This is a genomic window from Paenibacillus sp. FSL A5-0031, assembly GCF_001956295.1.
Lineage (GTDB): Bacteria > Bacillota > Bacilli > Paenibacillales > Paenibacillaceae > Pristimantibacillus.
Genome location: NZ_MRTD01000003.1, coordinates 111555 through 135223, shown reverse-complemented (window position 1 = coordinate 135223; position 23669 = coordinate 111555). Strand labels below are relative to the sequence as shown.

At 47.0% G+C, this 23669-nt stretch carries 20 protein-coding genes; 5 read left to right on the top strand and 15 right to left on the bottom strand.

Going from position 1 to position 23669, the window contains the following annotated elements; genetic code table 11:
* Nucleotides 1–75: 75 nt before the first annotated feature.
* Together BK120_RS06770 and BK120_RS06765 are read right to left on the bottom strand one after the other, a co-directional pair.
* Nucleotides 76–1134 carry a Gfo/Idh/MocA family protein gene (locus BK120_RS06770; protein ID WP_076266737.1) on the bottom strand — a complete coding sequence of 353 codons (1059 nt, stop codon included), beginning with the start codon at nucleotides 1132–1134 and terminating at the stop codon, nucleotides 76–78.
* Nucleotides 1135–1168: 34 nt separating this feature from the next.
* Entirely contained in the window at nucleotides 1169–2056 is an 888-nt protein-coding gene (locus BK120_RS06765) for a sugar phosphate isomerase/epimerase family protein (RefSeq protein ID WP_076266736.1), read from the bottom strand.
* Nucleotides 2057–2182: 126 nt separating this feature from the next.
* Between BK120_RS06765 and BK120_RS06760 the strand changes: the two genes are divergently transcribed.
* Together BK120_RS06760 and BK120_RS06755 are read left to right on the top strand one after the other, a co-directional pair.
* Nucleotides 2183–3073, top strand: a complete 891-nt coding sequence (locus BK120_RS06760; protein ID WP_076266735.1) for a helix-turn-helix transcriptional regulator — start codon at nucleotides 2183–2185, stop codon at nucleotides 3071–3073.
* A 76-nt stretch (nucleotides 3074–3149) separates the two neighbouring features.
* Nucleotides 3150–4067, top strand: coding sequence for a DUF4358 domain-containing protein (locus BK120_RS06755; protein WP_076266734.1), 918 nt, complete (start codon nucleotides 3150–3152; stop codon nucleotides 4065–4067).
* A gap of 344 nt (nucleotides 4068–4411) precedes the next feature.
* Here the strand turns inward: BK120_RS06755 and BK120_RS06750 are convergent, their stop codons facing one another.
* Entirely contained in the window at nucleotides 4412–6298 is a 1887-nt protein-coding gene (locus BK120_RS06750; RefSeq protein ID WP_076266733.1) for a beta-L-arabinofuranosidase domain-containing protein, read from the bottom strand.
* A gap of 190 nt (nucleotides 6299–6488) precedes the next feature.
* Between BK120_RS06750 and BK120_RS06745 the strand changes: the two genes are divergently transcribed.
* On the top strand, nucleotides 6489–7346 hold the full coding sequence (locus tag BK120_RS06745; protein ID WP_076266732.1) for a helix-turn-helix transcriptional regulator: 858 nt from the start codon (nucleotides 6489–6491) through the stop codon (nucleotides 7344–7346).
* A 74-nt stretch (nucleotides 7347–7420) separates the two neighbouring features.
* Nucleotides 7421–7957 (top strand): GNAT family N-acetyltransferase, encoded by a 537-nt coding sequence (locus tag BK120_RS06740; protein WP_076266731.1) that lies wholly within the window; start codon nucleotides 7421–7423, stop codon nucleotides 7955–7957.
* Between the two features lie 83 nt (nucleotides 7958–8040).
* Here BK120_RS06740 and BK120_RS06735 read toward each other — a convergent pair whose 3' ends face one another.
* From BK120_RS06735 to BK120_RS06690, 10 genes are all read right to left on the bottom strand, one after another.
* Nucleotides 8041–9213 (bottom strand): sugar ABC transporter permease, encoded by a 1173-nt coding sequence (locus tag BK120_RS06735; RefSeq protein WP_076267045.1) that lies wholly within the window; start codon nucleotides 9211–9213, stop codon nucleotides 8041–8043.
* Nucleotides 9214–9215: 2 nt separating this feature from the next.
* A complete protein-coding gene (locus BK120_RS06730) occupies nucleotides 9216–10739 on the bottom strand; it encodes a xylose ABC transporter ATP-binding protein (protein WP_076266730.1) in 1524 nt (507 codons plus the stop codon).
* 80 nt (nucleotides 10740–10819) lie between these two features.
* The gene (gene xylF, locus BK120_RS06725; RefSeq protein ID WP_076266729.1) at nucleotides 10820–11920 is read right to left on the bottom strand and encodes a D-xylose ABC transporter substrate-binding protein; all 1101 of its coding nucleotides are present in this window, start codon (nucleotides 11918–11920) and stop codon (nucleotides 10820–10822) included.
* A gap of 133 nt (nucleotides 11921–12053) precedes the next feature.
* Nucleotides 12054–13601, bottom strand: coding sequence for a response regulator (locus BK120_RS06720; protein WP_076266728.1), 1548 nt, complete (start codon nucleotides 13599–13601; stop codon nucleotides 12054–12056).
* Nucleotides 13579–15045: a sensor histidine kinase gene (locus BK120_RS06715; RefSeq protein WP_076266727.1), complete on the bottom strand. Its 1467-nt coding sequence runs from the start codon at nucleotides 15043–15045 to the stop codon at nucleotides 13579–13581. Before BK120_RS06715 ends, BK120_RS06720 begins: the two co-directional genes overlap by 23 nt.
* Nucleotides 15042–16019: a substrate-binding domain-containing protein gene (locus BK120_RS06710; RefSeq protein ID WP_076266726.1), complete on the bottom strand. Its 978-nt coding sequence runs from the start codon at nucleotides 16017–16019 to the stop codon at nucleotides 15042–15044. Before BK120_RS06710 ends, BK120_RS06715 begins: the two co-directional genes overlap by 4 nt.
* Nucleotides 16020–16202: 183 nt before the next feature.
* Nucleotides 16203–16628 (bottom strand): L-fucose mutarotase, encoded by a 426-nt coding sequence (gene fucU / locus BK120_RS06705; protein ID WP_076266725.1) that lies wholly within the window; start codon nucleotides 16626–16628, stop codon nucleotides 16203–16205.
* A gap of 39 nt (nucleotides 16629–16667) precedes the next feature.
* Nucleotides 16668–18170: a rhamnulokinase gene (locus BK120_RS06700; RefSeq protein WP_076266724.1), complete on the bottom strand. Its 1503-nt coding sequence runs from the start codon at nucleotides 18168–18170 to the stop codon at nucleotides 16668–16670.
* Nucleotides 18171–18220: 50 nt separating this feature from the next.
* Nucleotides 18221–18880, bottom strand: a complete 660-nt coding sequence (locus BK120_RS06695; RefSeq protein ID WP_076266723.1) for a class II aldolase/adducin family protein — start codon at nucleotides 18878–18880, stop codon at nucleotides 18221–18223.
* Between the two features lie 15 nt (nucleotides 18881–18895).
* Nucleotides 18896–20686, bottom strand: coding sequence for an L-fucose isomerase (locus tag BK120_RS06690; RefSeq protein ID WP_076266722.1), 1791 nt, complete (start codon nucleotides 20684–20686; stop codon nucleotides 18896–18898).
* Nucleotides 20687–20812: 126 nt separating this feature from the next.
* Here BK120_RS06690 and BK120_RS06685 point away from each other — a divergent pair, with 126 nt between their 5' ends.
* Nucleotides 20813–21832, top strand: a complete 1020-nt coding sequence (locus BK120_RS06685) for a LacI family DNA-binding transcriptional regulator (protein WP_076266721.1) — start codon at nucleotides 20813–20815, stop codon at nucleotides 21830–21832.
* Between the two features lie 44 nt (nucleotides 21833–21876).
* Here BK120_RS06685 and BK120_RS06680 read toward each other — a convergent pair whose 3' ends face one another.
* Complete coding sequence (locus BK120_RS06680; RefSeq protein WP_076266720.1) at nucleotides 21877–22398, bottom strand: complement C1q domain-containing protein; 522 nt, start codon at nucleotides 22396–22398, stop codon at nucleotides 21877–21879.
* A 166-nt stretch (nucleotides 22399–22564) separates the two neighbouring features.
* Nucleotides 22565–23653 (bottom strand): tetratricopeptide repeat-containing glycosyltransferase family 2 protein, encoded by a 1089-nt coding sequence (locus tag BK120_RS06675; RefSeq protein WP_076266719.1) that lies wholly within the window; start codon nucleotides 23651–23653, stop codon nucleotides 22565–22567.
* Nucleotides 23654–23669 lie beyond the last annotated feature (16 nt).

Genomic DNA, 23669 nt, shown 5'->3' with positions numbered 1-23669 from the left:
ATGAATTCGGACATTTATGCAAAATAAAAGAGCGACCCCGCAGCTGTGTCAGCTCGGAGTCACTCTCTTGTTCACCTATGATTTATTTGCCTGCGCCGCTTCCATAAAACCAGCAATTTGTACCTTTTGACCGGTTTTTGCACTCTCAAGTGAGGCTAGAACCATCGCCATACTATAAATATTGTCGCTGCAATCCGTTTCCGGCTTGCTGCCTGCCTCAAGCGACGCGAACATATTGTCCAAACAGCCTTTATGATGCGTATTTTCCATTTCAGGAAGCTGGGATTCTACTCGTTTATAGTCACGTATGAATTTCCCGCTCTGATCGCCGCTAACTACGATCTCCGCATACGGGTTGTTATCTCCTTCCCAAATCGCTGTACCATGCTCGCCAGTTACTCTCCAAGAAGCCTCCCATGTTGTGGATGCCCCCTCCGCGCACCAAGATCCGCGATAATTAAATACGGAGCCGTCGGACATCTCAAAGATACAGATCGCATTTGCATTTCCAGCATACCAAGAGCCAGGAGGGTTAAACTCATGACAGTAGACAGATACAGGATCGGCACCAATAATAAATCTCGCCTGATCGAAGGTATGAATCGCCATATCCAGCAGCAATGGGCTGTCCATCGCGTCGCGGAACCCACCAAAGTGAGCGCCTAGAAAAAAGTCTGCGCCGACAAAACCTGGTTTGCCGATCGTGCCCTCCTCAAGCAATTGCCGAAAAGCACGAATGCGCGGGTCAAACCTACGATTTTGCATTACGGCATGTGTTCTGTCCGACTCGGCAGCAATACGTACGATTGCATTGCAATCAGCCATCGACTCTGCAAGCGGCTTTTCTCCGAAGACATGACAACCCATCTCTAGAGCCGTCGTGCTGATTGTATAATGGCTTGCAGGAATGGTCACATCGAATACGATGGTAGCATCTGTCTCCGCGATCGCTTTTTTAATGTCGGTAAAGGTTGGACAATGAAGCCCCTTGCGTTCAGCCATCGCTTGCGCAAACTCTTCCTTAATATCAACAAGCCCGACAATTTCAGTGTCTTCCCGTTCTTTGGCGTAGTCTACCCAAGTGTTCGCCATGCCTCCGCACCCGGCAATAACGACACGATGCTTAATCGACATTATATTCTCTCCTTTTTTTGCACTCTATTATTATCTATACCGGATTAGGAACAAAATCGCCGCCGCGGCAGTTTTTCAAATAATTAAGCGCATGTACTTGTCCTGTCATTTCCAACTCGTCCTTGTAAACAGGATCATGCCAGCCCTCAATATCAATTGTGCCTTTATAATCGTTCTGTCTCAAAATCGTAATAATATCTTTCCAGTTGGTATCGCCAAAACCAGGTGTACGGTGCCATACATACTGCTGCTTGCTGTGTACCCCGTGCTCCTTCACGATATCCCAAGCGATCGTTGCATCTTTGCCATGCACATGGAACACCTTATTCGCCCATTTGCGCAGCTGCGGAATCGGATCGATTAAGCTGACCATTTGGTGGCAAGGCTCCCATTCCAATCCGATGTTGTCCAGCGGCACCGCGTTAAACATAAGTTCCCAGGCTGCCGGGTTATGGGCAATATTCCAATCGCCTGTCCCCCAGGTTCCGCCCATATCGCAGTTTTCAAAAGCAATCCGTACACCTTTATCCGCTGCTCTGCGTGTGAGCTCCCCGAATACTTCCTTGAATTTCGGAATAGACTCGTCAATCGGTTGATTCGTCAAGCGGCCTGTGAACCCAGATACAATATCAGCTCCAAACAGATGCGCATGATCAATCAGACGCTCCCAGCTCGCAAGCGTATCTGCGTTGTTTCCTTCTCCCGTTAGCGGGTTTCCGAAAACGCTTACAGCTGGAACCACAAAGTCATGTTCATCTGCGAGCGCTCTTACCCGTTTAGCCATCTCCACAAGATCTGTTTCACCAGTCGTTTGCCAGAAAGTTAAGTTAAACGATTCAAATCCGTGCTTTACGATTTGTGGAATGATCTGATCCGCATTCCCGCCGCCGACAAGCGTTCCAATTCTCAATTTGTTATTCATCCTTGTATATCACTCCAATATTGGCTTATAGTATTCTCAACAACTTCATTATAACTAGGAGTTTTGCATATTTCTCTATACAATCTTGCGCAATACTAGTCGAATCTTGTGTTGGAGGTGCTGTAGATGAGCTATCCGAAAGAGCTATGGGAAAATACGCGTCTAGAGCAAAAAGCGTATCCATTTCAGCTCTTCCAAAACCGTGCCTATAATGTAACGCCAAATGAATGTTTCCTCTATTTACACTGGCATGAGCATTTCGAGATTATCATTATGAGAGAAGGCAATGCTCTCTTCCATATCGACAGCCGTCCATTTGTCGTCAAGCCAGGAGAAGTGCTGCTCATCCCAGGCGGCGGTCTTCATGTCGGCTATGCACTGGGTTACGACAATATTTATTATGATTGTATCGTCTTCAACGCATCCCTCTTCAATGATTGGGTCCATGATCCGCTGCATGCGCAGTTTGTTGCGCCTTACTTGGAGGGTAGGCTTCGTTATCCCGTTAAGCCGGCCGAGCAGGATGAGTCCTGCCTTCAGCATTACTCGCTGCTGGAAGAAGCAATTACCGAGCTGATTGCCAAGCCGCCAGCCTATCAGCTAATCGTCAAATCAAAGCTGTATGCTCTATTTACGCTTCTTTCCCGCACTTTCATCGAGCGTCAGCTGGTAGGCATGCCGGCGGAACCATACTTTGTCAATCGCGACCGCTTCAAGCTGCTCATTCAGCGTATCGAATCTGATTTTCGCGAAAAAATGTCGATTGAACAGGCCGCCAAGCAAGTCAGCCTCAATCCCTACCATTTTTGCAAGCTGTTCAAAAAGCTGACAGGACGCACCTTTGTCGAATATGTAAATGTCAATCGCATGAACGAAGCCGAGCGGCTGCTGCGCGAAAGCAATGACACGATTACTGAAATTGCAGCAAAGGTAGGCTGCGAGAATCCGAACTATTTTACGAAGCTATACAAGCAGTACAAAGGGATTACCCCCTCGCAGGCACGTAAGCTGCAATAGCGGCAGATGAGCGTACAGCAACCTTTTGGCCTTTCCCTGCGTCTTACTTACAACGATGATTAAAGGAGATAATTGGATGTTTATGCTTAAAACGAAATACTTCTCCGTCATATCCATGGTTATACTCATAATGGTCATTACAGCTGCCTGCAGCAGCGCCGGCAAACCATTGAATAATGACGAGAGCAGTTCTTCAATATCAGGTGGAAATACCGCAACGGACAAGCCTACCGAGGCACCATTCCCTACTGCGACTGAGGATATAACTACTGAAGCGCCGACAGCCGCCTCATCTCCATCGGATGCTGTAGAGACGGCCACTCCTGCTCCAACTAAACAACCAGCAAAGACTGATGAACCTGCTGCGACTGCGAAACCAACGAAGAAACCTGCAGCCTCAGCTAAACCTTTGCCAACCATAAAGCCGACCAAGAAACCAGCCTCTCCAGTACCGACTGAGAAGCCAAACACCGAGACACCAACCGAGAAGCCAATCATAAAACCAACGGTTGCACCGAAGCCATCCACCCTGCCGATTGCTACGCCGTCTCCTACACCGAAGCCGACGACGAAACCAGATCCAGGCAATCCATCTGGTGCGGTCACCGTTGCTGATATCGCAGCCAAAATAAAAGCCGATGCAGGGCTTGGGTCGCTTACGGAAGTTGAAGGCGAACGAATAAAAGACAGCTATGGCATAGACCCGGAAACGATGCTGATTGACGGCATTTTCTATCAACCGATGATAATGATTCAAGCTGGAGAGTTTTCTGTTGTTCAACTCAAGTCAGAGAAAGACTATTCCGACATTGAAGCGCTGTTCAAGAAACGTGCCGAGGCTGTGCAAAAAGTATTCGAAACCTATGTACAAGATCAATACGAACAGGCTTTAAACTATCAAATCCTGCGCAATGGAGATTTTGTTCTCTTCTCGATCACGCCTGACCAGAAAAAAACAGCTGAACTTTTTAATGCGTTTTTCAAGAAAAAATAATGATGGAGAATTAAGTCTATCTAAGATAAATATAAACCTTGCGGGACTCAACTTCGTCCATTTGGCGATTGGGTATTATAGAGCTAAAATCTATACCTATTTTCAAGACATTAGCCCTTTTGTCAAAAATAGGTATAGAAAATAGACTTAATTTGCCTCATAACCTGCCGAATGGTCCCCAATAGGTCATTCAGTCAAAAATAAGACTAAAATATAGGTCTATTTCAATAAAACTAGCTCATTTCGTAAAAATAAGTATAGAATATAGTCTTAATAGAAAAATGGCGGTGCAGGAACAACTCCTGCACCGCCATTTTGTTGTAAAGCGTGCGATGTCGCTTTGCTTATCTCCGAATAACCGGCTTTCGATCTCCAAGCAGCGGGAATTCACCGATTCGCAGCTTCGCGCTGCCATACGGGACCAGCTCGAGCTCAGTCACCGGCTGACCCTCTGTGTCTGGATTGAGAGGCGGAGTACCCGCATTGTTGCCTTCCATCCGCCATTCTGCAACAAGCTTGCCGCTTGCTTTCAAGCGGATCGGCGCAGCAGCCGCATCAAACGGCTGATAGGGAATCGCATCTTCGCTCACCATTACCTCAAAGCTCGTGTCCGCGAGCAGGCCATATTTCCATGGAGAACCCGGATATATTTCCCAGTCATGAAACCGTTCACGCGTCTTGAGCAGCTGCCAGTTTTCCACCAGCGGCAGAGCGTAGACTAAAGGTCCACGTTCTACGCTTACTGCGTACAAATTACGAGAAACGGTACGAACCTCCATAGGCAGCTTCAGCAGCAGCTTATCACCGTCTTGCCATTCCCGTTCAATTCGCGCATAACCTTTTACTGGGTTTAAAATAATACTTTCACCATTCACAAGCAGGCTCGGACTGATCGACCATTCCGGCACACGCAGCGAAATAGCAAAAGTAGCGGAACGTTCAAGCACTAGCTCGATCGTCACTTCATCTCGGAACGGATATTGTCCGCTTACTCGCACCTCAGCTGCAATGCCGTCTGCAACTGACGTTTGGACATGGCATGGAGCATACGATACAGCTGCCAAACCTCCGGCTGCATCCGTCATCCACAGATGAGAAGCAAACTTTGGCCATCCCTGATGCATATTTGATGTACAGCAGCCAAAATTAGGCTCTAAGCCAAATAAATTGGCATCTGGCCCATTGCTCCAATTTCTAGGCGCTACATTGCAAACAATTTGATTCACCTGCTGATCATACTGATGCGCGCTCCAATCCTTGGAAATCGTAGCTGGCAGCGCGTTGAACGCCACCTTCTCCAAAATATCACCGAATCGCCCTTCGCCAAAAATCCGAGTAAGCTGCTCCATCGAATACATATACTCCACGACTGCGCAGAGCTCAACCCCTTGGCTCGGATGTGTACCCGACAGCCATTCATCGCCGGAGAACATGCCGTGCGCTTGCCCATGATGAGTCATCAAGCTGTCTAGGCCGCGATGAACCGCATCACGCTGAACGCTCTCACCATACAGCTCATATAAAATGCCTGGCATCTTGATGCCCATCGCTACATTGACAACATGTGTCCGAAAATCCCATTGCTCTACTTTTCTCCAGAACGGGAAGTCATGGAAAATATCCGTCCAATCCAGTGTTTGACTGGCAACGATATCAGCCAGCTTGAGCAGCTTGGCATCTTCCGTCTTCTTATATAGCCATAAAATACATAACAGCATTTCGGAACCGCGCGACTTCGCCCAGCCGCGCAAAGGCTGCTCTTCGATAATCGAGCTTACATAACCGAAAAATTTGCTAAGGAATGGAACGATTCGTTCATCGCTCGTTGCCTCCTCATATTGCATCATCACCTTAAGCATAATCATGAAATGCCACCAGTCCTGCTTCTTATCCAGGTCATTATTAACCGTCGTAATATGTGCAGGCCCAAAAAAGCCATTCTCCTGCTGGCTGGCGAGCGACCATTCTATCCAACGGTTCGCTTTCGCGATCAGCTTCTCATCGCCCAGTATATACGCAAGCGGCAGCAGCCCGTCCAAATAATAGGGACCGCGTTCCCAGCTCTCGCCTTCCCCTCCGATCCAACCATTGTTCGGGCCTACATCCGCCCAATGCTCCTCCAGATGACCCGTAAGTCCATCCGCTTGTATTCGAAGCTGATTATACAGCCAGCCTTCTGCCTTAATGCTGCCAAGCGGCAGCGCCCCGAATGCTTCATGTAATTGTCCCATGCTTCTGTACCACTCCTTCATGCCATGATGAATGCATACCGAATATACCATGCGGGACTTGCCCGATTGGATAGCTGATCTCAACCACTTTTTATCCAATCACAACATCTTTGTTTTATCGTATCTTTACTCAAACTGCAATCATCGCATATGATTATCCCGTAATGACTAAGCAAGGAGTGAAGCCTGAATGTTCCAATTCATTTGTCCCCCCATGCCTCATTTCATTCATGGCGGCGAGGACACTTATCCTTTACTTGGCAGACATGCTGATCGTTCAAACATTGGCGTATTCGATCTCATATACGTAACACGCGGTAGTTTATTTATGGAGGAAGAAGGGCAGGCGTTCAATATTTCGGCAGGCCATTATGCTATTTTTCGGCCTGACCGTTCTCATCGAACGACTATGCCCTGCAGCGAGGAAACCCATTTTTATTGGCTGCACTTTCAAACGGTCGGTGATTGGAGTGAATCACATGAACGGCTGCCTTTCTCCATTTCACAGGAGGGGCAGCCCTTTGCTCCGATCGAGTATTTCCCTTTCCAGCTTCCAAAGCAGAAGCGTCTGCTTGTCCCTCATGCCATTGAAGAGAAAATACGCGAGCTGCTGCAGCTGCAGGAGCAGCCCTCTGCTCAATCGCGCTGGAACCAGCAGCAAATTTTTCACCACCTCCTCCAGCTGCTTCAGGATCAAAATCAATCGGCGGTGGATAGTCCTTATTTGCAAATTGCCGAAGCAACCGCTCTGTTCCTCCGGCGCAGCTATCAAGACCCGCTCAGCTATAAGAAAATGGCAGAGGAGCTGCATTTTCACCCCAATTATATTGCGATTTGTATGAAAAAAACATTTGGGTGCACTCCCCTTGAGTACGTCACGCGCCACCGTATTGAGCAAGCGAAGCGGCTGCTTATCCACACCAATGAACCAATTGGCAAAATAGCCGAAGAAACAGGCTTCGGCTCCTTTCCTTATTTTGTTCGCTGCTTCACGAAACACACAAGCACGACACCAAAAGCTTTTCGAATGCTGTATCGCTCCAAATAATCAATAAAAAACCCTTGCAACTTCCATATTTTTCTTTATACTTAATTAAAATTTACATTATGGAGGTGCATGCTATGACTGTATTTCATACCGACAGATTAATACTCAGACCATTTGAGGCTGGCGATGCCGAGGATCTACAGCAGCTAATAAACGATTTTGATGTTGCAAGCACCACTCTAAATATCCCTTATCCTTATCCAGAAGGCGGAGCTGCTGCCTTTATTGCCCGTCGCGCTGAGATTGATCAAGAAGGGACAGGCTACACATTTGCTCTGATCGATAAAGGAAACCATACGTTTATGGGAAGCATCGGCATGACAATAAATAATAATCATAAAAGAGCTGAGCTTGGTTATTGGTTAGGCAAACGGTACTGGAATCAGGGGTATGTTACAGAAGGCGTCAAACGAGTTTTACAGTTTGGGTTCGAGGAGCTTGCACTTAATAAAATCGTTGCAGCTGCTATGACAAAAAATCCTGCCTCATCAAGCGTTATGAAAAAAAACGGCATGCAATACGAAGGCACTTTCCGCCAGCATTTTCTAAAGTGGGATGTATATGAGGACATCGCTTATTACAGTCTTTTGCGCGAGGAATATTTCAAATGATAGATTAGCAGGACATCAGGGAGAAACGGTTTCCCAGCAAAACTCCCTGATGCTCAAGCTTAGCTCATTGCCAGAATTCACACTTAAACCTTCTTGCGCTGCCTCGTGTAAATATCGACGTATACCGCAAGAATCAGTATGCCGCCCTTTACGATATACTGCCAGAAGGATTCAAGATTCATTAAGCTCATCCCGTTATCCAAGCTGGCCATTACGAGAGCTCCGATAATCGCTCCAACGATGGTGCCCGTGCCGCCCATCAAGCTCGTTCCGCCGATTACGCAAGCCGCAATGGCGTCCAGCTCATAGTTCTGACCTGCACTCATTGTTGCTGCATTTAAGCGAGCAGTCAGCACTAGTGCAGCTATGGCTGCTAACGTATTGCAGAGAACGAACACGAGCAATATGCGGCGCTTAATATTAATGCCTGATAATCGCGCAGCCTCCGGATTGCCGCCAATCGCATATACTTGACGGCCAAAGGTCGTATTTTTTGATATAAACGTAAAAATAAGCGCCAGCACAATAACCATAACGAATGGAACAGGAATACCTTTGTAGCTGTTCATTAAATAAACGAATCCAATAACAATGGCGCCAATGACGCCTAATCGCAGCACGCTGACGGCAAACGGCTCAACATCAAAGCCAAATTTAGCTCTTGCTGCTCGCTTTCGCATGACAAGGTATCCCGCAACGGCTAAAGCAGTAATACCAAATATCCATCCGATAATATCCCCCACATAAGATTGACCAATGGCTTTCACCGATGGCGTCAGCGGAGCAATGGTCACGCTGCCGGTTGTACCAAACAAAATACCCCGAAAAATGAGCATCCCGCCAAGTGTCACAATAAACGCCGGCACCGCCCGATAAGCGATAATCCAGCCTTGAATAAAACCGATCGCTGCACCAACGCCTAAGGTAGCTAAAATAACCGGTATCGTATTCCACTCGTACCACACGTTGAGAATTGCTGCGATACCGCCCGTCAAGCCGACAAGGGAGCCAACCGACAAGTCAATTTGCCCTGCGACGATGACGAGCACCATTCCGATAGCCAGTATAGAGGTAACCGACATTTGTAGAAACAAGTTTGATATATTCGTCGGCGATAGAAACCGGTCATGCAGCAGCGAGAATAAAACCCAAATCGATATTAATGCCCCGATCATCGTATACGCGCGTGCGTCAAATTTCAGCCATTGCGGCCGCTGCTTCGTTTTTGTCTGGCTTATCACCGTTTCTTGATTCATGCTCATCGTCCTTTTCCTCCCGTAGCAGCCATCATAATCATCTCTTGCGTTGCTTCCTCTGCCTTAAACTCGCCCGTCTGTTTTCCTTCTGCGATGACGATAATTCTGTGGCTCATGCCTAGCAGCTCTGGGAGTTCGGACGATATCATAATGATGGACACGCCCTGCATAAGCAATTCGTTCATAATATTATAAATTTCAAATTTGGCGCCAACATCGATGCCCCGCGTCGGTTCGTCCAAAATTAAAATTTTCGGATTCGTCATCAGCCATTTGCCGAGTACAACCTTCTGCTGATTGCCGCCGCTTAAAGTTCCTACAATCGTCTCCACTGAGTTCGCTTTCACTCGTAGAGAGTTCAAATATTGATTGCCTGCCGCAATTTCCTCATTAGGTCGAAGCACCCCGCCTGAGGATATAGCTGCAAGGCTTGCTAGACTGACATTGCTTTTAATATCCATGCCAAGAACAAGCCCATACTTTTTTCGATCCTCCGAAACGAGCGCCAGTCCAGCTTTTATAGCATGCCGCGTATGCTTAATCTTTACAGGTTTCCCGTCAATCTCAACCAATCCGTTGCTTTGACCTGGATAAGAGCCGAATAAGCTCATGACCAGCTCCGTTCGCCCCGCTCCCATCAACCCGGCAATGCCTAATATTTCACCTTTGCGCACCTCAAAGCTCAAATGATCGATCACTTTTTTACCTTGCCGCTCTGGATTCATAACCGTATAATCCGTCACCTTGAGCATGACTTCGCCGGGTCTTGCCTCCACGCGCGGGAATCGCTCCTTGAGCTCGCGTCCAACCATCAGTGAAATGACTTTATCCTCATTCACATCAGACACGTCGTATGTGCCAACCGCCAGACCATCCCGCAGTACCGTAACGGTATCTGCAATGGCAAACACCTCGTTAAGCTTATGAGAAATGTAAATACAAGTAACGCCGCGTTTTTTAAATTCACGTAAAATATTAAGCAATATATCAACTTCCTGCTCCGTTAAAGCAGCTGTAGGTTCATCGAGAATAAGAATATTCGCCTTCTTGGACAATGCCTTTGCAATTTCGATTTGCTGCTGCTTGCCGATGCCAAGGCCGCCGATCAATTGCTCTGGATTCACATCGAGAAGGCCGACTTCCTTCAGCCACCGTTCGCTCTCCTTGAATACGCGCTCCCAGTTAATAATTCCGAATACCGCTGGTTCTTTGCCGAGAAATAAATTTTCGCCAATCGATAAATCCTTCACTAGAGCAAGCTCCTGATAAATGATTGCAATGCCCGCTTCTTCCGCATCCTTTATTTTATCGAAGCGCTTCTCTTCACCGTTAATGAGTATTTGCCCATCGTAGGTGCCGTGCGGGTATAGACCGCTCAATACCTTCATGAGCGTCGACTTGCCTGCTCCGTTCTCACCGCACAGTGCATGCACCTCTCCTTTTTTCACCGAAAAGGTCACGTCGTTCAGCGCTTTAACGCCAGGAAATTGCTTCGTAATATTACGCATTTCTAATGCCGCCGTCATTCCTTCCTCACCTCCGTAAATGGCAAAGAGGGGAAGAGCGTCATGGCACCCCGCTTCTTCCCCTTTACCTAGTCAAGCAGCTACTTCACGTTTTTGTAAACATCGTCCTTGGAATGGAAGCCGTCTGCAATGACGGTAGCATCCATATTCGTTTTGTCTACAGCTACCGGATTAAGCAGCACGGACGGCACATCGATTTTACCATTGTTAACCGTTTTATCAGCGCCTACATCCTCGCCTTTAGCCATCTTCACTGCAAGGTCAGCCGCTTTCTCAGCCAAATCCTTAATTGGTTTGTATACCGTCATCGTTTGTGTTCCTTCAACGATACGCTGTGCTGCCGCAAGCTCGGCATCTTGGCCCGAAACAGGAATTTTTCCATCAAGCCCTTGCGCTGCAAGCGCTTGAATAACACCGCCTGCTGTACCATCATTCGCTGCGACTACAGCATCGATTTTGTTATCATTAGCAGTTAACGCGTTCTCCATATTAGCCAGCGCGTTAGCTGGGTTCCAATCCTTCGTCCATTGATCGAATACGATTTGAATGTCACCGCTGTCGATGAGCGGCTGCAAAATATTAAATGCGCCTTTTTTAAATAAATGGGCGTTATTATCCGTCTCGGCACCGCCGATGTATACGAATTTCCCTTTTGGAGCCAATTTAATAATCGCCTCAGCCTGCATTTCGCCTACCTTTTCATTATCAAAGGAGATGTATAGATCCAAATCAGAGTTTTTGATTAAACGATCATAAGCAAGCACTTTAATACCGGCCGCATGAGCCTTTTCTACAATCGCTGCCGTTGCTTCTGCATTATGAGGAACGACGACCAGCACATCTACACCTTGGCTTATTAAGTTTTCCGCCTGAGAAATTTGCTTCGCGTCATCGCTGTTTGCTGCTTGCACCTCTACCTTAGCGCCAAGCGCCTCGGCTGCTGCGATGAACAAATCACGGTCGCGCTGCCAACGTTCCTCTTGCAGCGTATCGAGCGAAAGGCCGATTACAATTTTGTCGTCGCCTGATTTTACGTTGTTCGTTTTTGTTGTTGCTTCTTTATCGGTTGACTTAGACCCCGCGTTCCCATTGTTTCCATTGCCGCTAGAGCATGCCGAAATTACGATGACTAGAGCTAGTACAAGCGATACAACCCCGCCTCTTGTAAACCGTTTCCTCATTTTCTTCGCTCCCTTTTATAAAAAAATGTAAATGCTTACATTTCTAATATAACATCGCGCTGGAAGCAGAGAGCCGCCATCTTCCAGTACTCTTTTGCTATCGTCTGCATTTTTTTAAGGCGAACAGCCCTGCTTAGGCTCTTTTGCCAAGGATGGCTCTGCGGTAATCGGTTGGCGATACTCCGCATACCTTCTTGAACACCTTGCTGAAATAATTAGGATCGTTATAGCCAATCTCATAAGTTATTTCCTTTAAGCTTCGATCGGGATCAGCCATCAGCTTCTTGCCCTTTTCGATTCTGCATTCGGTTAAAAAATCGATATAATTCATGCCTTCCTGATCCTTGAACATTTTGCTCATATAGAAAGGGCTTAAGCCAAATCGCTGCGCCATCAGCTCCAGCGATATATCCTTCTCTGAATGCTCAATGATATACTGCTTCATTTGCAAAGCCGCATCCGGCTGTACTCTGCTCTGATGAGTGACGATACCTTCGATCAGCTTAGTAAGCAAGCTTTCCGTTTCTGTTCGCAGCTGCTGATACTGCGTCACTTGAAACGAAAATAACGGCTTCTCCACTTCGATCCCCATCTCCTCTGCGACACGGGAAATGATCCACAATCGCTCCAGCACCCATTGGGCAGATTGCTCCAAGGATGCATGATGCTGATCATGGACGACGATTAGCTCCATCACCATCTTGCGTACAATATCCCATTTCCCTAATCGAATGTGATCGACAAATTGTTTTTCCGTCTGTTTATCTTGATACCCGCCGGCAAAGGGACTGCGCGATTCGATTTCACCATAAAATTGATGTTTCGCAGGCAGCGAGGCATTGGCTGTTGCAAGCAAAGCCTCTTGATATGACAGCTTCACGCTTTCTAATCCCTTATAGGAATCTCCGATTCCAACAAATAAATCTCCGCCAACTTCACGCTGCCGCAGCAGCAAAAACTGCTGGACAAGCGAGGCTGCTTGAGCACGATAGGTTTTACTGGCATCTCGAAAAATGACGATTGGAATTTGCCGCGCAGACATCGCGCCTACCCAGCCGCTTCCAGCTTGTCTCACCTTCGCTTTAATCTCGCCATACAGAACTTCTGACGCTGAATGGATTGGCAGCATGACGAGCATAACAAATGCCTCGCTTGTCCGCTCTCTGCCAAGCAGCCCCAGCATATCGTCGATATGGACATCATGCACATGGTCGAAGAGCAGCTGTGTCACGACATCTGATTCGACAATAGGCATCACTTTCCTCAGCGCTTCCTCCTCGTATTGCCTGAGCGCGAGCTCGCTTTTTTCACGCATAATCTCCTCTATGACCTTGCCAATGGTTGTTGTGATTTCACTTGCCTTGCTTGGCTTTAGCAAATAATCCTTAACCCCAAGCTTGATAGCCTGCCTTGCATAGTCAAACGTGTCGTATGCGGTGACCATAATAAATTTGGCCGAAGGCAGAAACACCGAGATTTTCTCGATTGCTTCGATGCCGTTAACGCCGGGCATTTTGATATCCATCAATATCAGATCAGGCTGCCACTCGCTTGCCGTCTCGATGGCTCTAGCCCCATTTTTTGCTTGCATAAATTGACAAGAAGGAAAACCTTTTTGCAAAATAGCCTGCAAGCCTTCCCGTTCTACTTGCTCATCGTCAACGATTAACAATTTCAACATGCTCAGCTACACTCCCTACGATTGGCATTTTTATCGTTACCTTCGTGCCCTCTTGCGGCGCACTTCTTATTTCAATAACGTCGTCGTCACCGACAAACAACCGCAGCCGTTTCACTACGTTGCTGAAACCGATCCCCGTTGAATGGCCTACGCCATCTGCATTTCCGCCTTCTGTCAAAATATGATTGGCCTTCTCCGCCGTCATGCCTGTGCCGTCATCCTCAATTTCAATAAGAACAAGATTATCCTTCTCATAGATGCGAAGTGAAATTGTGCCTCCATCCTCAAGCGGCTCAACGGCATGGATGACTGCATTTTCGATAATGGGCTGAAGCGTTAAGCAGGGCAGCAGCAGCTGCAGGCAGTTCTCATCCACTTCCAGTACAAATCTAAGCCGATCTGTAAAACGCGCGCTTTGAATTTCGATGTATTTCAATATGACAGACAGCTCTTCCTCAAGCGTGACTGCCCGGTCTAGTCGGCGCAAATTATAACGAAGCAAGCCTGCTACGTTGGCAATCAGATCGCTCGTTTCCTCCGAGCCGTCTAGGTATGCTTTTTTGGATAAAATATCTAAGGTGTTGAATAAGAAGTGAGGGTTAATCTGGCTTTGAAGGCTAATAAGCTGGCTTTCCTTCAGGAGCAGCTTATTCTGCTGAAGCTCGCTTTCGAGCTGTGCCTTCTGCTGAATCTCGGAGATGAGATTGTTAATATTGATCCGCATGCGATCAAAGGTTTTGGCGAGGAATGAAATTTCATCGTTGGAGTGTACTGCTATAGGCTTATCGAATCTGCCGCGCGATAATTCCTTTGCAGCGATCGTCAACTTCTGGATAGGTCTTGTAATGCTAAGCGAAAACCAATAAGTAAACAGCAGCAGCATAATCGTGATTAGTGAAAGCAGCCATATGCCAAGCCGCTTCAGCTCCGCGCTTTGTTCGATAATGCCGCGGTAAAAAGCATCGTACGTCCGTACTTCCTTGTCGATGAGCGTTACTGTAGTCTCTGCTATGTATTTGTCGATGCGGGTCGCTTCCTCAAATTTCTCAGCTGATTGCTCCCCATTGCCTTGCTCCAAAAACATGACTGACAAATCCGCTGACGCCACCAAGCTATCAATCATATTGATGAAGCTCGTCAGCGTAAACGTATTATCCTTATTTCGAAGGCTTATCGTTTGCTGCTTCGCCATCATTATGTTTTCATTGCTTTGGTTCAGCGTCTGCTGCTTGAGTGCTGTTGGCTTCTGCAAATAATCATTTAAAGCCGTAATCGTCTGATGACTGCGATCAGTCACCTCATTCATGCGCAAATAACGCTGCAAAATATCATTGTATTGCTCCTGCGTCTTCTGATTATAGTAGGTGAGCACCATCCAAATCGTAACCATTATAAACAGCACAATTAACGACATCGTCAATATTTTACGCTGAATGCTGTTCATTTGGCATCCTCCGCCCGCATGACCCGAATATCTGTGAAATAACCGTCAGGGTTTAGCGGAACCTGCTCGCCTGTCAGCCATTTGATCATGAGAGCGACGCTTTCCTCGCCCATCGCCTCAGGGGATTGCGCGATTAAGGCGTCTATTTTTCCTTGCTGCATCAGTGTTAGCGTCTCCGGCGAATCGTCGAAAGAATAGATAAAAAAGTTGTCCACTCGCATGCGCTTGCTGATTTCCTGAATAATCGAACCCGCATGATTCGCTGAAACAGCGATGAACGCATCCGCATCTGGTTCCTCATTAAGCAGTTCATTTGTTGCCGCCGCCACATCCTCACGGGAATCTCCTGCTGCTACTATCTTGGTTATAATCTTCGGGTAGGCGTTCAGTACATTCAATATGCCCGTTAAGCGCGTTCTTTGGAAGTATTCCTGACGATCTGACACCATCAAAACCACTTTGCCCACAAAGCCCATATCCGACACCATCTGCCGCGCGATCATGCTCCCCGCTTCCAAATGATCCGAGCCTACATACGTTCTGCGCAAACTCTCGTTCATCGGAACATCGTTTGCTACGGTTATGACGGGGATGCCCTTGCTCGCCGCCTTTACCTTTGTTAAACTTTTAAATTCGTCTGTATCAAGGCCCTGCACGATGATTCCATCTACTTTAGAAGCAATCGCAACCTCAATATTTTTCAGAAAATCATCCCGATTTGTGCCATATGTCCCCCACACCTCGAGACTTGCACCATTTTGCTCTGCTGCAGCTTTAGCGCCTCGTTCCACCTTCGCCCAAAAAGGGGTATCCAGCTCCCTCGTTATGAGGACAAGGCGGTAGCTATTGTGCTGCTCTGCCGTCAATGCCGGTTCAATCAATTCGGAGGAAAACACTTTAACCATGGAGGTCAGCGTAAAAAACAAGATGACTAAGCACACTGCAAACAAGCTAACAATGATCGATTTGCGCAACCTATTTTCCTCCTGCCGACAAAATAGGATATTTTTATGAGAGCGGTTTCATATACAAATCATAGTAGATGGCTGGCTTGCTGTCTAGTTGTACAGATAGAAAGAGGCTGCCCTCGGTATTTAACCGTGAAGGCAGCCTCCAAATATAAAGCCATAATATAATGCATAATTAGTCGGCTATTCTTAGATAACGCCCTTTTTCAAAATAAGATTGGCATAAAGCGCACTCTCACCTGTAGCGATTACCGCATAAGCCTGCTTCGCTCGCTCGTAAAATGCAAAACGTTCGACCTGCTCAAAAGGCTCCGAAAGACCAGTACGCTGCTCGATAATCGAGCGGTATTGCTCCCAAATTGGGGTTTCAACCGTATCGCCCGGAACTACCTGCATAAGTGCTGCTGGTTTCTCAACATATTGATCTAAAGGGAACAGCTGCAAAATAGCGTCAAGCAGCGCTGGCACATCATGCCCATCCGCACGAATGAGCCGCTTTGCATGGCTTGCAGAGGGAAAGTTGCCGTCGGCAATCACGATTTCGTCGCTATGTCCCATTTCGCTGAGCACCTTCAGCAGCTCTGGAGAAATCAGTTTCGATATCCCAATCAGCATGCTAACCTCCTCCTTCCGGTATCGATAAAATCATATGAGTTATTTAACTCTAGCAACACGCTCATAAGCTTCGAACGCATGATCCCACTCATTCTGCTGCTCAGGAGCAAATTCCTCTACCATAAACGATGCAGCTACAAGCTTCCTTGCTTCTTGAAGATTGCCGCATTCGCCTAGCGCGACGAGCTGCATGAGCATATTGCCAATCGCACTTGCTTCTACTGGTCCCGTCCAAACCGGACGGGCAATCGCATTAGCCGTTAGGCGGCAAAGCAACCTATTCTGAATGCCACCGCCAACCATATGCAAGCCATCAAATTGCTGCTTCGTCAATACTTCCATTTGAGCCAGCGCCTGCCGATACCTTAATGCCAAGCTCTCCAAAATGCAGCGTGTAATTTCTCCTATAGACTGCGGTACCTTCTGGGACGTTTGTTCGCAATAAGCTTGTATGCGCCCGATCATGCCGGAAGGTGCAAAAAACATCGGATCGTCGGGATGGATAAAGCTGCGGAAAGGCTCAGCCGCTTCGGCTTGCGTCACGATTTCGGCAAACGACCAATCGTTCCCCTGCTCCTCCCATTCCCGCTTGCACTCTTGCAATATCCAAAGTCCCATAATGTTTTTGAGCAGCTGATAGGTTCCTTGAGCGCCGCCTTCATTAGAGAAATCAAGATCTTGCGCTTCTCTTGAGACGTTTGGACCTGCAAGCTCGGTTCCAATCAGCGACCATGTTCCGCAAACTAGATAAGCGAAGCCCGATTCACCATCCGCAGGAACAGCTGCAACCGCAGATTCGGTATCATGCGTTCCAACAGCAACGGCTGTAATCGCAGGGACATCCAGCTCGGCGCAAACCTCTGCCGTTAATTGCCCAATCTTCGTACCCGGATGAATCGGATCAAGAAACAACCGATTTGGAATGCCCAGCTCATCCATTAACTCTAAATTCCATTGCTGTTCCTTGGGCTTGTATAGCTGCGTAGTCGTCGCCATCGTAAACTCGCACACCTTCACGCCTGTTAAGAAATAAGCAAGCAAATCAGGCGTAAGCAGCAGCGTTCTAGCTGCCGCAAGCTTCGGCGATGCCGCTTTCTTCATCGCATACAGCTGGTTTATCGTATTAAAGGGCATAAACTGCAAGCCGCCCTGCTCATATAATCGGTCTTTGCCAAACCGTTCGAGCAGTTCTTCTACTATTCCATCTGTTTGCGAATCACGGTAATGATATGGATTGCCAAGCAGCTCGCCATTTTCATCGAGCAGTCCAAAGTCTACGCCCCATGTATCAATGCCGAGCGTTTGCGGAGCGTAGCCTTCTTGAAAGGCTTTACGAATGGCAAACTTCAGCTCTTGCAGCAGGCGCAAAATATCCCAGTGCAAATGACCGTGTACAGAAACCGGCTGATTCGGAAAACGATGAATTTCCGTCACCTTCAGCAAGCGCTGACCGCTTGCTTTATCAAGCAGCAGCTCGCCGATTAACGCCCTGCCGCTGCTTGCGCCCAAATCAAACGCGAGCACAGTCGCAAGCTTCGTCATGCTTAAAGCCTCCTTTAACTAAAGCTGGCGCTTCACGAATGGGCATCGCATCACTTCATTTTTTGCAGTAATTCGATGCGGTAAGCTTCGCTCTCCAGCGATGCGATCTCTTCGAACTCTTCTTTCGTCAGCACCTTCGGCTCACGAATCGCCTTGGCAATCAAATAAATTTTTGTACTTTCCTCAACGACCTCTGTACGATAGTAAGCCTCTCGTAAATTGCGACCAGACGTTACTAAGCCATGGTTGCCAAGCAGTACTGAGCTTGCTTCATTTACTTTCGCTACGTATGCATCAGCGAGCTTATCCGTCGTCGGAAGCACATATGGAACGTACACCGTCTTGCCAACGAGCGCTGCTTGATCTGGAAACATAATGGGAAGCTCCTGCTCAACTAAAGTGAATGCAATGCAATAAGGCGGATGCGTATGGACGATTGCTCCAATATCCGGATTAGCACGATAGGCATATAGATGCATCAGCACCTCAGATGATGGTCGAAGGCCGATATCTGTTATTTCCCCAGTCTCAATATCTACCTCGACCCATTGATGCGGCTCAACTTCATCAAGAGCAAATCCGCTTGGCGAAAGATACATTTTGCCTTCAAACTTCGCGCTAATATTGCCGCCTGGTCCTACAACCAGCTTGTTCGTTACTGTTTTGCGAGCATATTTGCATAGCTCGTTGCGAATGTCCGTGCTGCTCATGGTAAAACCTCCGATTTATTTGTAGATAGGCCCGAAATTTTGACAAGCGAGGTAATCGGCGTTCTCTGGATTCGCCGTACCGAACAATCCCCATGCTCTTGGGCGGAATACACGTTCTCTCGAAACGTTATGCATATTAACCGGAATCCGCAGCATCGAAGCGAGCGTAATTAAATCAGCGCCGATGTGTCCATAGCTGATAGAGCCGTGATTTGCACCCCAATTATCCATTACCTCATAAACGGAACCGAAAGCCCCTTCACCCGTCAAGATTGGTGCAAACCATGTTGTCGGCCACGTCGAATCGGTACGTTTGTCGAGTGTGTCATGGACATCCTGCGGCAATTCTACCGAATAACCTTCTGCGATTTGTAGTACAGGGCCAATGCCCTTCACCAAATTAATGCGAGACATTGTCATCGGCATGCCGCCGCGCGTTAAGAAATCAGAGGAGTAACCGCCTCCGCGGAAATATTCGACCGAAGCTGGCCGCCATGACGTAGCATCCAAACATTTTTGCGCTTCTTCCTCCGATATTTCCCAGAACGGCTTCATGACCGGTTCGCCATCTTTCGTCTGCTCTCCTGTTCCGTCAAGCGTTGCTGAACCGGAGTTGATCAGATGGAGCAAACCGTTCTCAGCTGCACCCGCCAGCTTGTGTCCCGTAACTCGCTCCACAGATTCTGGACTCCAATACGTGCGGACATCGGCAAAAATTTGAGCGGTATTCGTAAGCAAATATCCGAAGAGCATAACCACGCCATTCAAGCTGTCATTTTCCGTAGCTACCATATAAGGCGCCCTTATGCCGTTCCAATCGAAGGATGAATTAAGTATGGATTCCATGAAATCACCGTTTGGAAAATGATCCGTCCACTGCCGCTGCCCTTGGAATCCAGCGACGATCGCGTTATGGCCGCCAGCTTCCTCGCCGAAGCCAAGTTTGGCAAGCTCAGGGTTGCCAATCATCAGATCACGGGCGATTTGCGTCATTTTCACAACCGTTTCCCAGTCCTCATCTTTACGCTCTCTTGACGTCTGGATATCCGCAGCATTGTTATCTGCTCCTTCGATACAGTTCTCCTTCACCCAGGTAAGCGCTTTCTCGAACTCCGCTGTATCATAGATGTTTTCTTCCATACGGCGTACAAATTCAGTCATATCAATGTACTCGGTACGCATGCCAAGATATTCTTGGAAGAAAGCGTCATTTACGATTGAACCGGCGATACCCATAGATACAGAGCCCATCGACAAATACGATTTACCGCGCATATAAGCAACCGCCAGACCTGCTTTTGCAAATCCGATCAGTTTATCTTTAACATCAAACGGAACGGAAGTATCGCCTGAATCTTGAACATGCTCACCATAGATGCCAAAGGCCGGAAGCCCTTTTTGCGCGTAACCCGATAGTACAGCTGCCAGATACACCGCGCCTGGGCGTTCTGTCCCATTAAAGCCCCAGACCGCCTTCGGAATGCTTGCATCCATATCCATCGTTTCCGTGCCGTAGCACCAGCAAGGCGTTACCGTTATCGATACCCCTACGCCAGAGGTAGCAAATTTTTGCGCACAGGCTGCTGCTTCAGCTACTCCGCCAATACAGCTGTCAGCGATGACACATTCAACCGGTTCGCCGTTTGGATAACGCAAATTGTCCGATAAAAGCTTAGCTGTCGCGATTGCCATGTTCATGGTTTGTTCTTCCAACGATTCGCGAACGCCTTTTCTTCTTCCGTCAATTGTTGGTCGAATACCTATCTTTGGAAACCCTGATTGAAAACGAAAGCTAGTATCTGTCATATTAAAACCTCCATTATGTTATAATAATGTTACCGATAACATTAAAATAGCAACAATAAGGCTTGCTGTCAATGACTACTTTTTTGTATGATAGAATCTATGATTTATCCATAAGGGGATTACGAAATGGTAACAATATATGATGTAGCCGCTAAGGCAGGCGTCTCCGCTATGACCGTCTCTAGAGTTATCAATAACACTGGTAAAATAAGCGAAAAAACGAGAACGAAGGTAACTCGTGTTATGGAGGAGCTGGGTTATGTTCCGAATCAAACGGCGCGAAGCCTCGTACTCCAGCAAACGAAGCTGCTATTCCTGCTCATAACTGATATTATGAACCCTTTCTATACGACGCTCGCACGCGGCGCGGAAGATGCTGCCAAACGTTCGGGTTATCGTCTGCTGTTTGGAAACAGCGACGAAAATCTGGAAAAAGAAGCCGATTATGTGACGACCATCTTGACGACTCGCGTTGACGGCGTTCTTGTCGCTCCTGCTGGCGATCCCTCTCTTCCTCATTTGAATTCACTGCGCAAGCATAATGTGCCATTTGTGCTGCTTGACCGTGAGGTACCGGGCATTGATTGCGATATCGTGCTTGGCGACAGCAGAGACGGTGCAAGAAGGCTTGTTGAGCATCTAGCCTCACAAGGGCATCGCACAATAGCGATGGTGAATGGTTCTTCCTCCATCTCCAGTGCGAGATTAAGGCTGCAAGGCTATCAAGACGGCATGAAGCTCAATGACCTGGACTATAACGAGAAATATGTATTTGAGACCAGCTTTGGTCCTTTAAACGATTTGACCGAAATGGGCCAGTGGTTCGATCAGCTCTCCCCTCCTCCAACGGCTATCGTTGCGGGCAACAATGTGCTTGCTGTAGAAATTTTACGACTGTTCCGTGAACGCGGAATGAGCGTTCCTGACAATATGTCCATCGTTTGCTTTGACGATCTTGGACCTTATTCAGAAGTAGAACCATTCCTTACCGTAGCTGCTCAGCAGGCTTATCAATTCGGCTACATGGGCATGCAAATGCTAGTTGACCGCATACAAGAGCGTGAAGCTGCGCTGCCGTGGAAAAAAATCGTTTTGCCGGCAGAACTGATTATTCGTCGATCCGTGAAGGAAATCACTTCACTCTAGCTAAGCTTGTAAAAAAGTGCCTAGAGGAAACCTCCAGGCACTTTTTAGTTTATTCTTGCTCCTTCAAACCGAGTAGCTAAACCGCTCTGGATTTGGACATTCTTATTCAAAACGGTGGCAAAAACCTGTACTCGATCACGCGCCTGCAATTGTACAAGACCACTAGCTTCAATAATGCCGCTTGTATTTGTAAAATCTTCTTGATCTGAAATTCTTGGCACGCCGTTTACTCTTATCTCCAAATCAAGCGTATAGGTTGTGACCGTAACCGTTTGAAAGAAGACACTTGCAAAAAGAGCGTAAACGCCTTTTTGTTTTGGACGAAAAGTTGAGTTAGCCGGGTTGTATTCATTGTTGAGATCCAGCTCTTCCACTTGATAAAGAACTTTGGCAGTTGTACCATCAAGAAGATTCTGATCGATTCCAGAAACAGCTCTGAACGCGGATTTTCGTCTTCTCACTGGCTTACAGATCAATTTCTTGCTGACAGGTCGCTTGCAGACAACCTCTTTGCAGATAAGCCTTTTGCTGCTCTGTTTTACCTTCCTTGCTCTTGTAACAGTCATGCTTTTCCCTCCTTCTAACCCTATTTATTTAGCTGGTAACAAAACTAGTTGTTCTAGCAATACATTATTATATGGATCGAATCGATTAATAGAGACGGTACTTGTCTAGCAAAGATGAAACAGGCTGTTTTATTAAAAAATAAAGAGTAGAATTCATATGATCCTGCTAGCTTCCAGCCTTTCTTTTGCCCAGTCGTTTCTCTAGCAATTGTTTGTTGTCTAATAGGTTTGTATCCGTGGGAGCATATGAAAGAGCAATCTCATTATGCTTATACGCTTGCTCTAGTTTCCCTAACTTGCCGTAACAGGCCACTAGCTGCAAATGGGGAAACCATGTCCAAGCCATGTGATTAATGCCAAGCAGACGTTTTTCCGGTTTTTCCAGCTTCAGTGCCAATTGGTACCAGTTAATCGCTTTCTCATAATCATAGTTTTCCTGAAAAAAATAAGCGATACGGCATACGTAATCAGCACGCGGTATATCATAGTTGAATGTTTTTAAAAGAGATTGCAGCTCCTGCTCTTTATTGCCAAGCTCATGATGACAATGAGCCATTCGATCACAAGCTAGCAATTGATCTTCAAAGTAGCTTGCGCGATTAGAAATAATAGCTTCATAAATCTCAATTGCCTTTTCAAAATAATGATTAGCGGTTAACTCCATTGCATAGTGCAGCAATTGCCGATTGGAGAGAACGGCTCCTTTCGCCAGCATTCGTTCATATATACGCAAATTTCGTTCCGAGTTTGTATGCACGCGCCCGTGACTCACAGCAATATCAGAGAAGATCACATGTCCCTCAACTGCCAAATATTCATGCACGGGATCATGCCACTGAAATTGCTTGGAACGCTTCACCAGCCGGTTTCTTTGAATGACAGCTGTAGGCTGTCCAAGAGAATCGAATCCAACATAATAATCCATGCTAACGGAGTCAACAGTTGAATCTATCGTTTGTTTAAGCAAGCTAAACTTCGTTCTATCGTTTTCTTGAAGCCAATCGTCTGCATCCAGCCATAAAATATAATCTTGAGCAGCATGACTGAAAGAGTAATTTCTCGCAGCCGAAAAATCGTCATTCCAATCCATATGAAAGATTCTACTTGTGTAGTTAGCTGCAATTTCCTTTGTCTTATCTGTTGATCCCGTATCTACAATTATGATCTCGTCAACTAGGTCTTTGACGGAGTTTAAGCATTTTGCCAGTACTTGCTCCTCGTTTTTTACAATCATGCATAAACTAATCGTAATCATTGCTACACACCTCCAT

Excerpts from the sequence above, each read along its gene's own strand:
- BK120_RS06720 (WP_076266728.1), bottom strand. The coding sequence starts at position 13,601 with ATGTTGAAATTGTTAATCGTTGACGATGAGCAAGTAGAACGGGAAGGC.
- BK120_RS06735 (WP_076267045.1), bottom strand. The coding sequence starts at position 9,213 with ATGAATCAAGAAACGGTGATAAGCCAGACAAAAACGAAGCAGCGGCCG.
- BK120_RS06765 (WP_076266736.1), bottom strand. The coding sequence starts at position 2,056 with ATGAATAACAAATTGAGAATTGGAACGCTTGTCGGCGGCGGGAATGCG.
- BK120_RS06760 (WP_076266735.1), top strand. The coding sequence starts at position 2,183 with ATGAGCTATCCGAAAGAGCTATGGGAAAATACGCGTCTAGAGCAAAAA.
- BK120_RS06695 (WP_076266723.1), bottom strand. The coding sequence starts at position 18,880 with ATGAGCAGCACGGACATTCGCAACGAGCTATGCAAATATGCTCGCAAA.
- BK120_RS06700 (WP_076266724.1), bottom strand. The coding sequence starts at position 18,170 with ATGACGAAGCTTGCGACTGTGCTCGCGTTTGATTTGGGCGCAAGCAGC.
- BK120_RS06740 (WP_076266731.1), top strand. The coding sequence starts at position 7,421 with ATGACTGTATTTCATACCGACAGATTAATACTCAGACCATTTGAGGCT.
- BK120_RS06730 (WP_076266730.1), bottom strand. The coding sequence starts at position 10,739 with ATGACGGCGGCATTAGAAATGCGTAATATTACGAAGCAATTTCCTGGC.
- BK120_RS06745 (WP_076266732.1), top strand. The coding sequence starts at position 6,489 with ATGTTCCAATTCATTTGTCCCCCCATGCCTCATTTCATTCATGGCGGC.
- BK120_RS06685 (WP_076266721.1), top strand. The coding sequence starts at position 20,813 with ATGGTAACAATATATGATGTAGCCGCTAAGGCAGGCGTCTCCGCTATG.
- BK120_RS06690 (WP_076266722.1), bottom strand. The coding sequence starts at position 20,686 with ATGACAGATACTAGCTTTCGTTTTCAATCAGGGTTTCCAAAGATAGGT.
- BK120_RS06715 (WP_076266727.1), bottom strand. The coding sequence starts at position 15,045 with ATGAACAGCATTCAGCGTAAAATATTGACGATGTCGTTAATTGTGCTG.
- fucU (WP_076266725.1), bottom strand. The coding sequence starts at position 16,628 with ATGCTGATTGGGATATCGAAACTGATTTCTCCAGAGCTGCTGAAGGTG.
- BK120_RS06675 (WP_076266719.1), bottom strand. The coding sequence starts at position 23,653 with ATGATTACGATTAGTTTATGCATGATTGTAAAAAACGAGGAGCAAGTA.
- xylF (WP_076266729.1), bottom strand. The coding sequence starts at position 11,920 with ATGAGGAAACGGTTTACAAGAGGCGGGGTTGTATCGCTTGTACTAGCT.
- BK120_RS06770 (WP_076266737.1), bottom strand. The coding sequence starts at position 1,134 with ATGTCGATTAAGCATCGTGTCGTTATTGCCGGGTGCGGAGGCATGGCG.
- BK120_RS06755 (WP_076266734.1), top strand. The coding sequence starts at position 3,150 with ATGTTTATGCTTAAAACGAAATACTTCTCCGTCATATCCATGGTTATA.
- BK120_RS06750 (WP_076266733.1), bottom strand. The coding sequence starts at position 6,298 with ATGGGACAATTACATGAAGCATTCGGGGCGCTGCCGCTTGGCAGCATT.
- BK120_RS06680 (WP_076266720.1), bottom strand. The coding sequence starts at position 22,398 with ATGACTGTTACAAGAGCAAGGAAGGTAAAACAGAGCAGCAAAAGGCTT.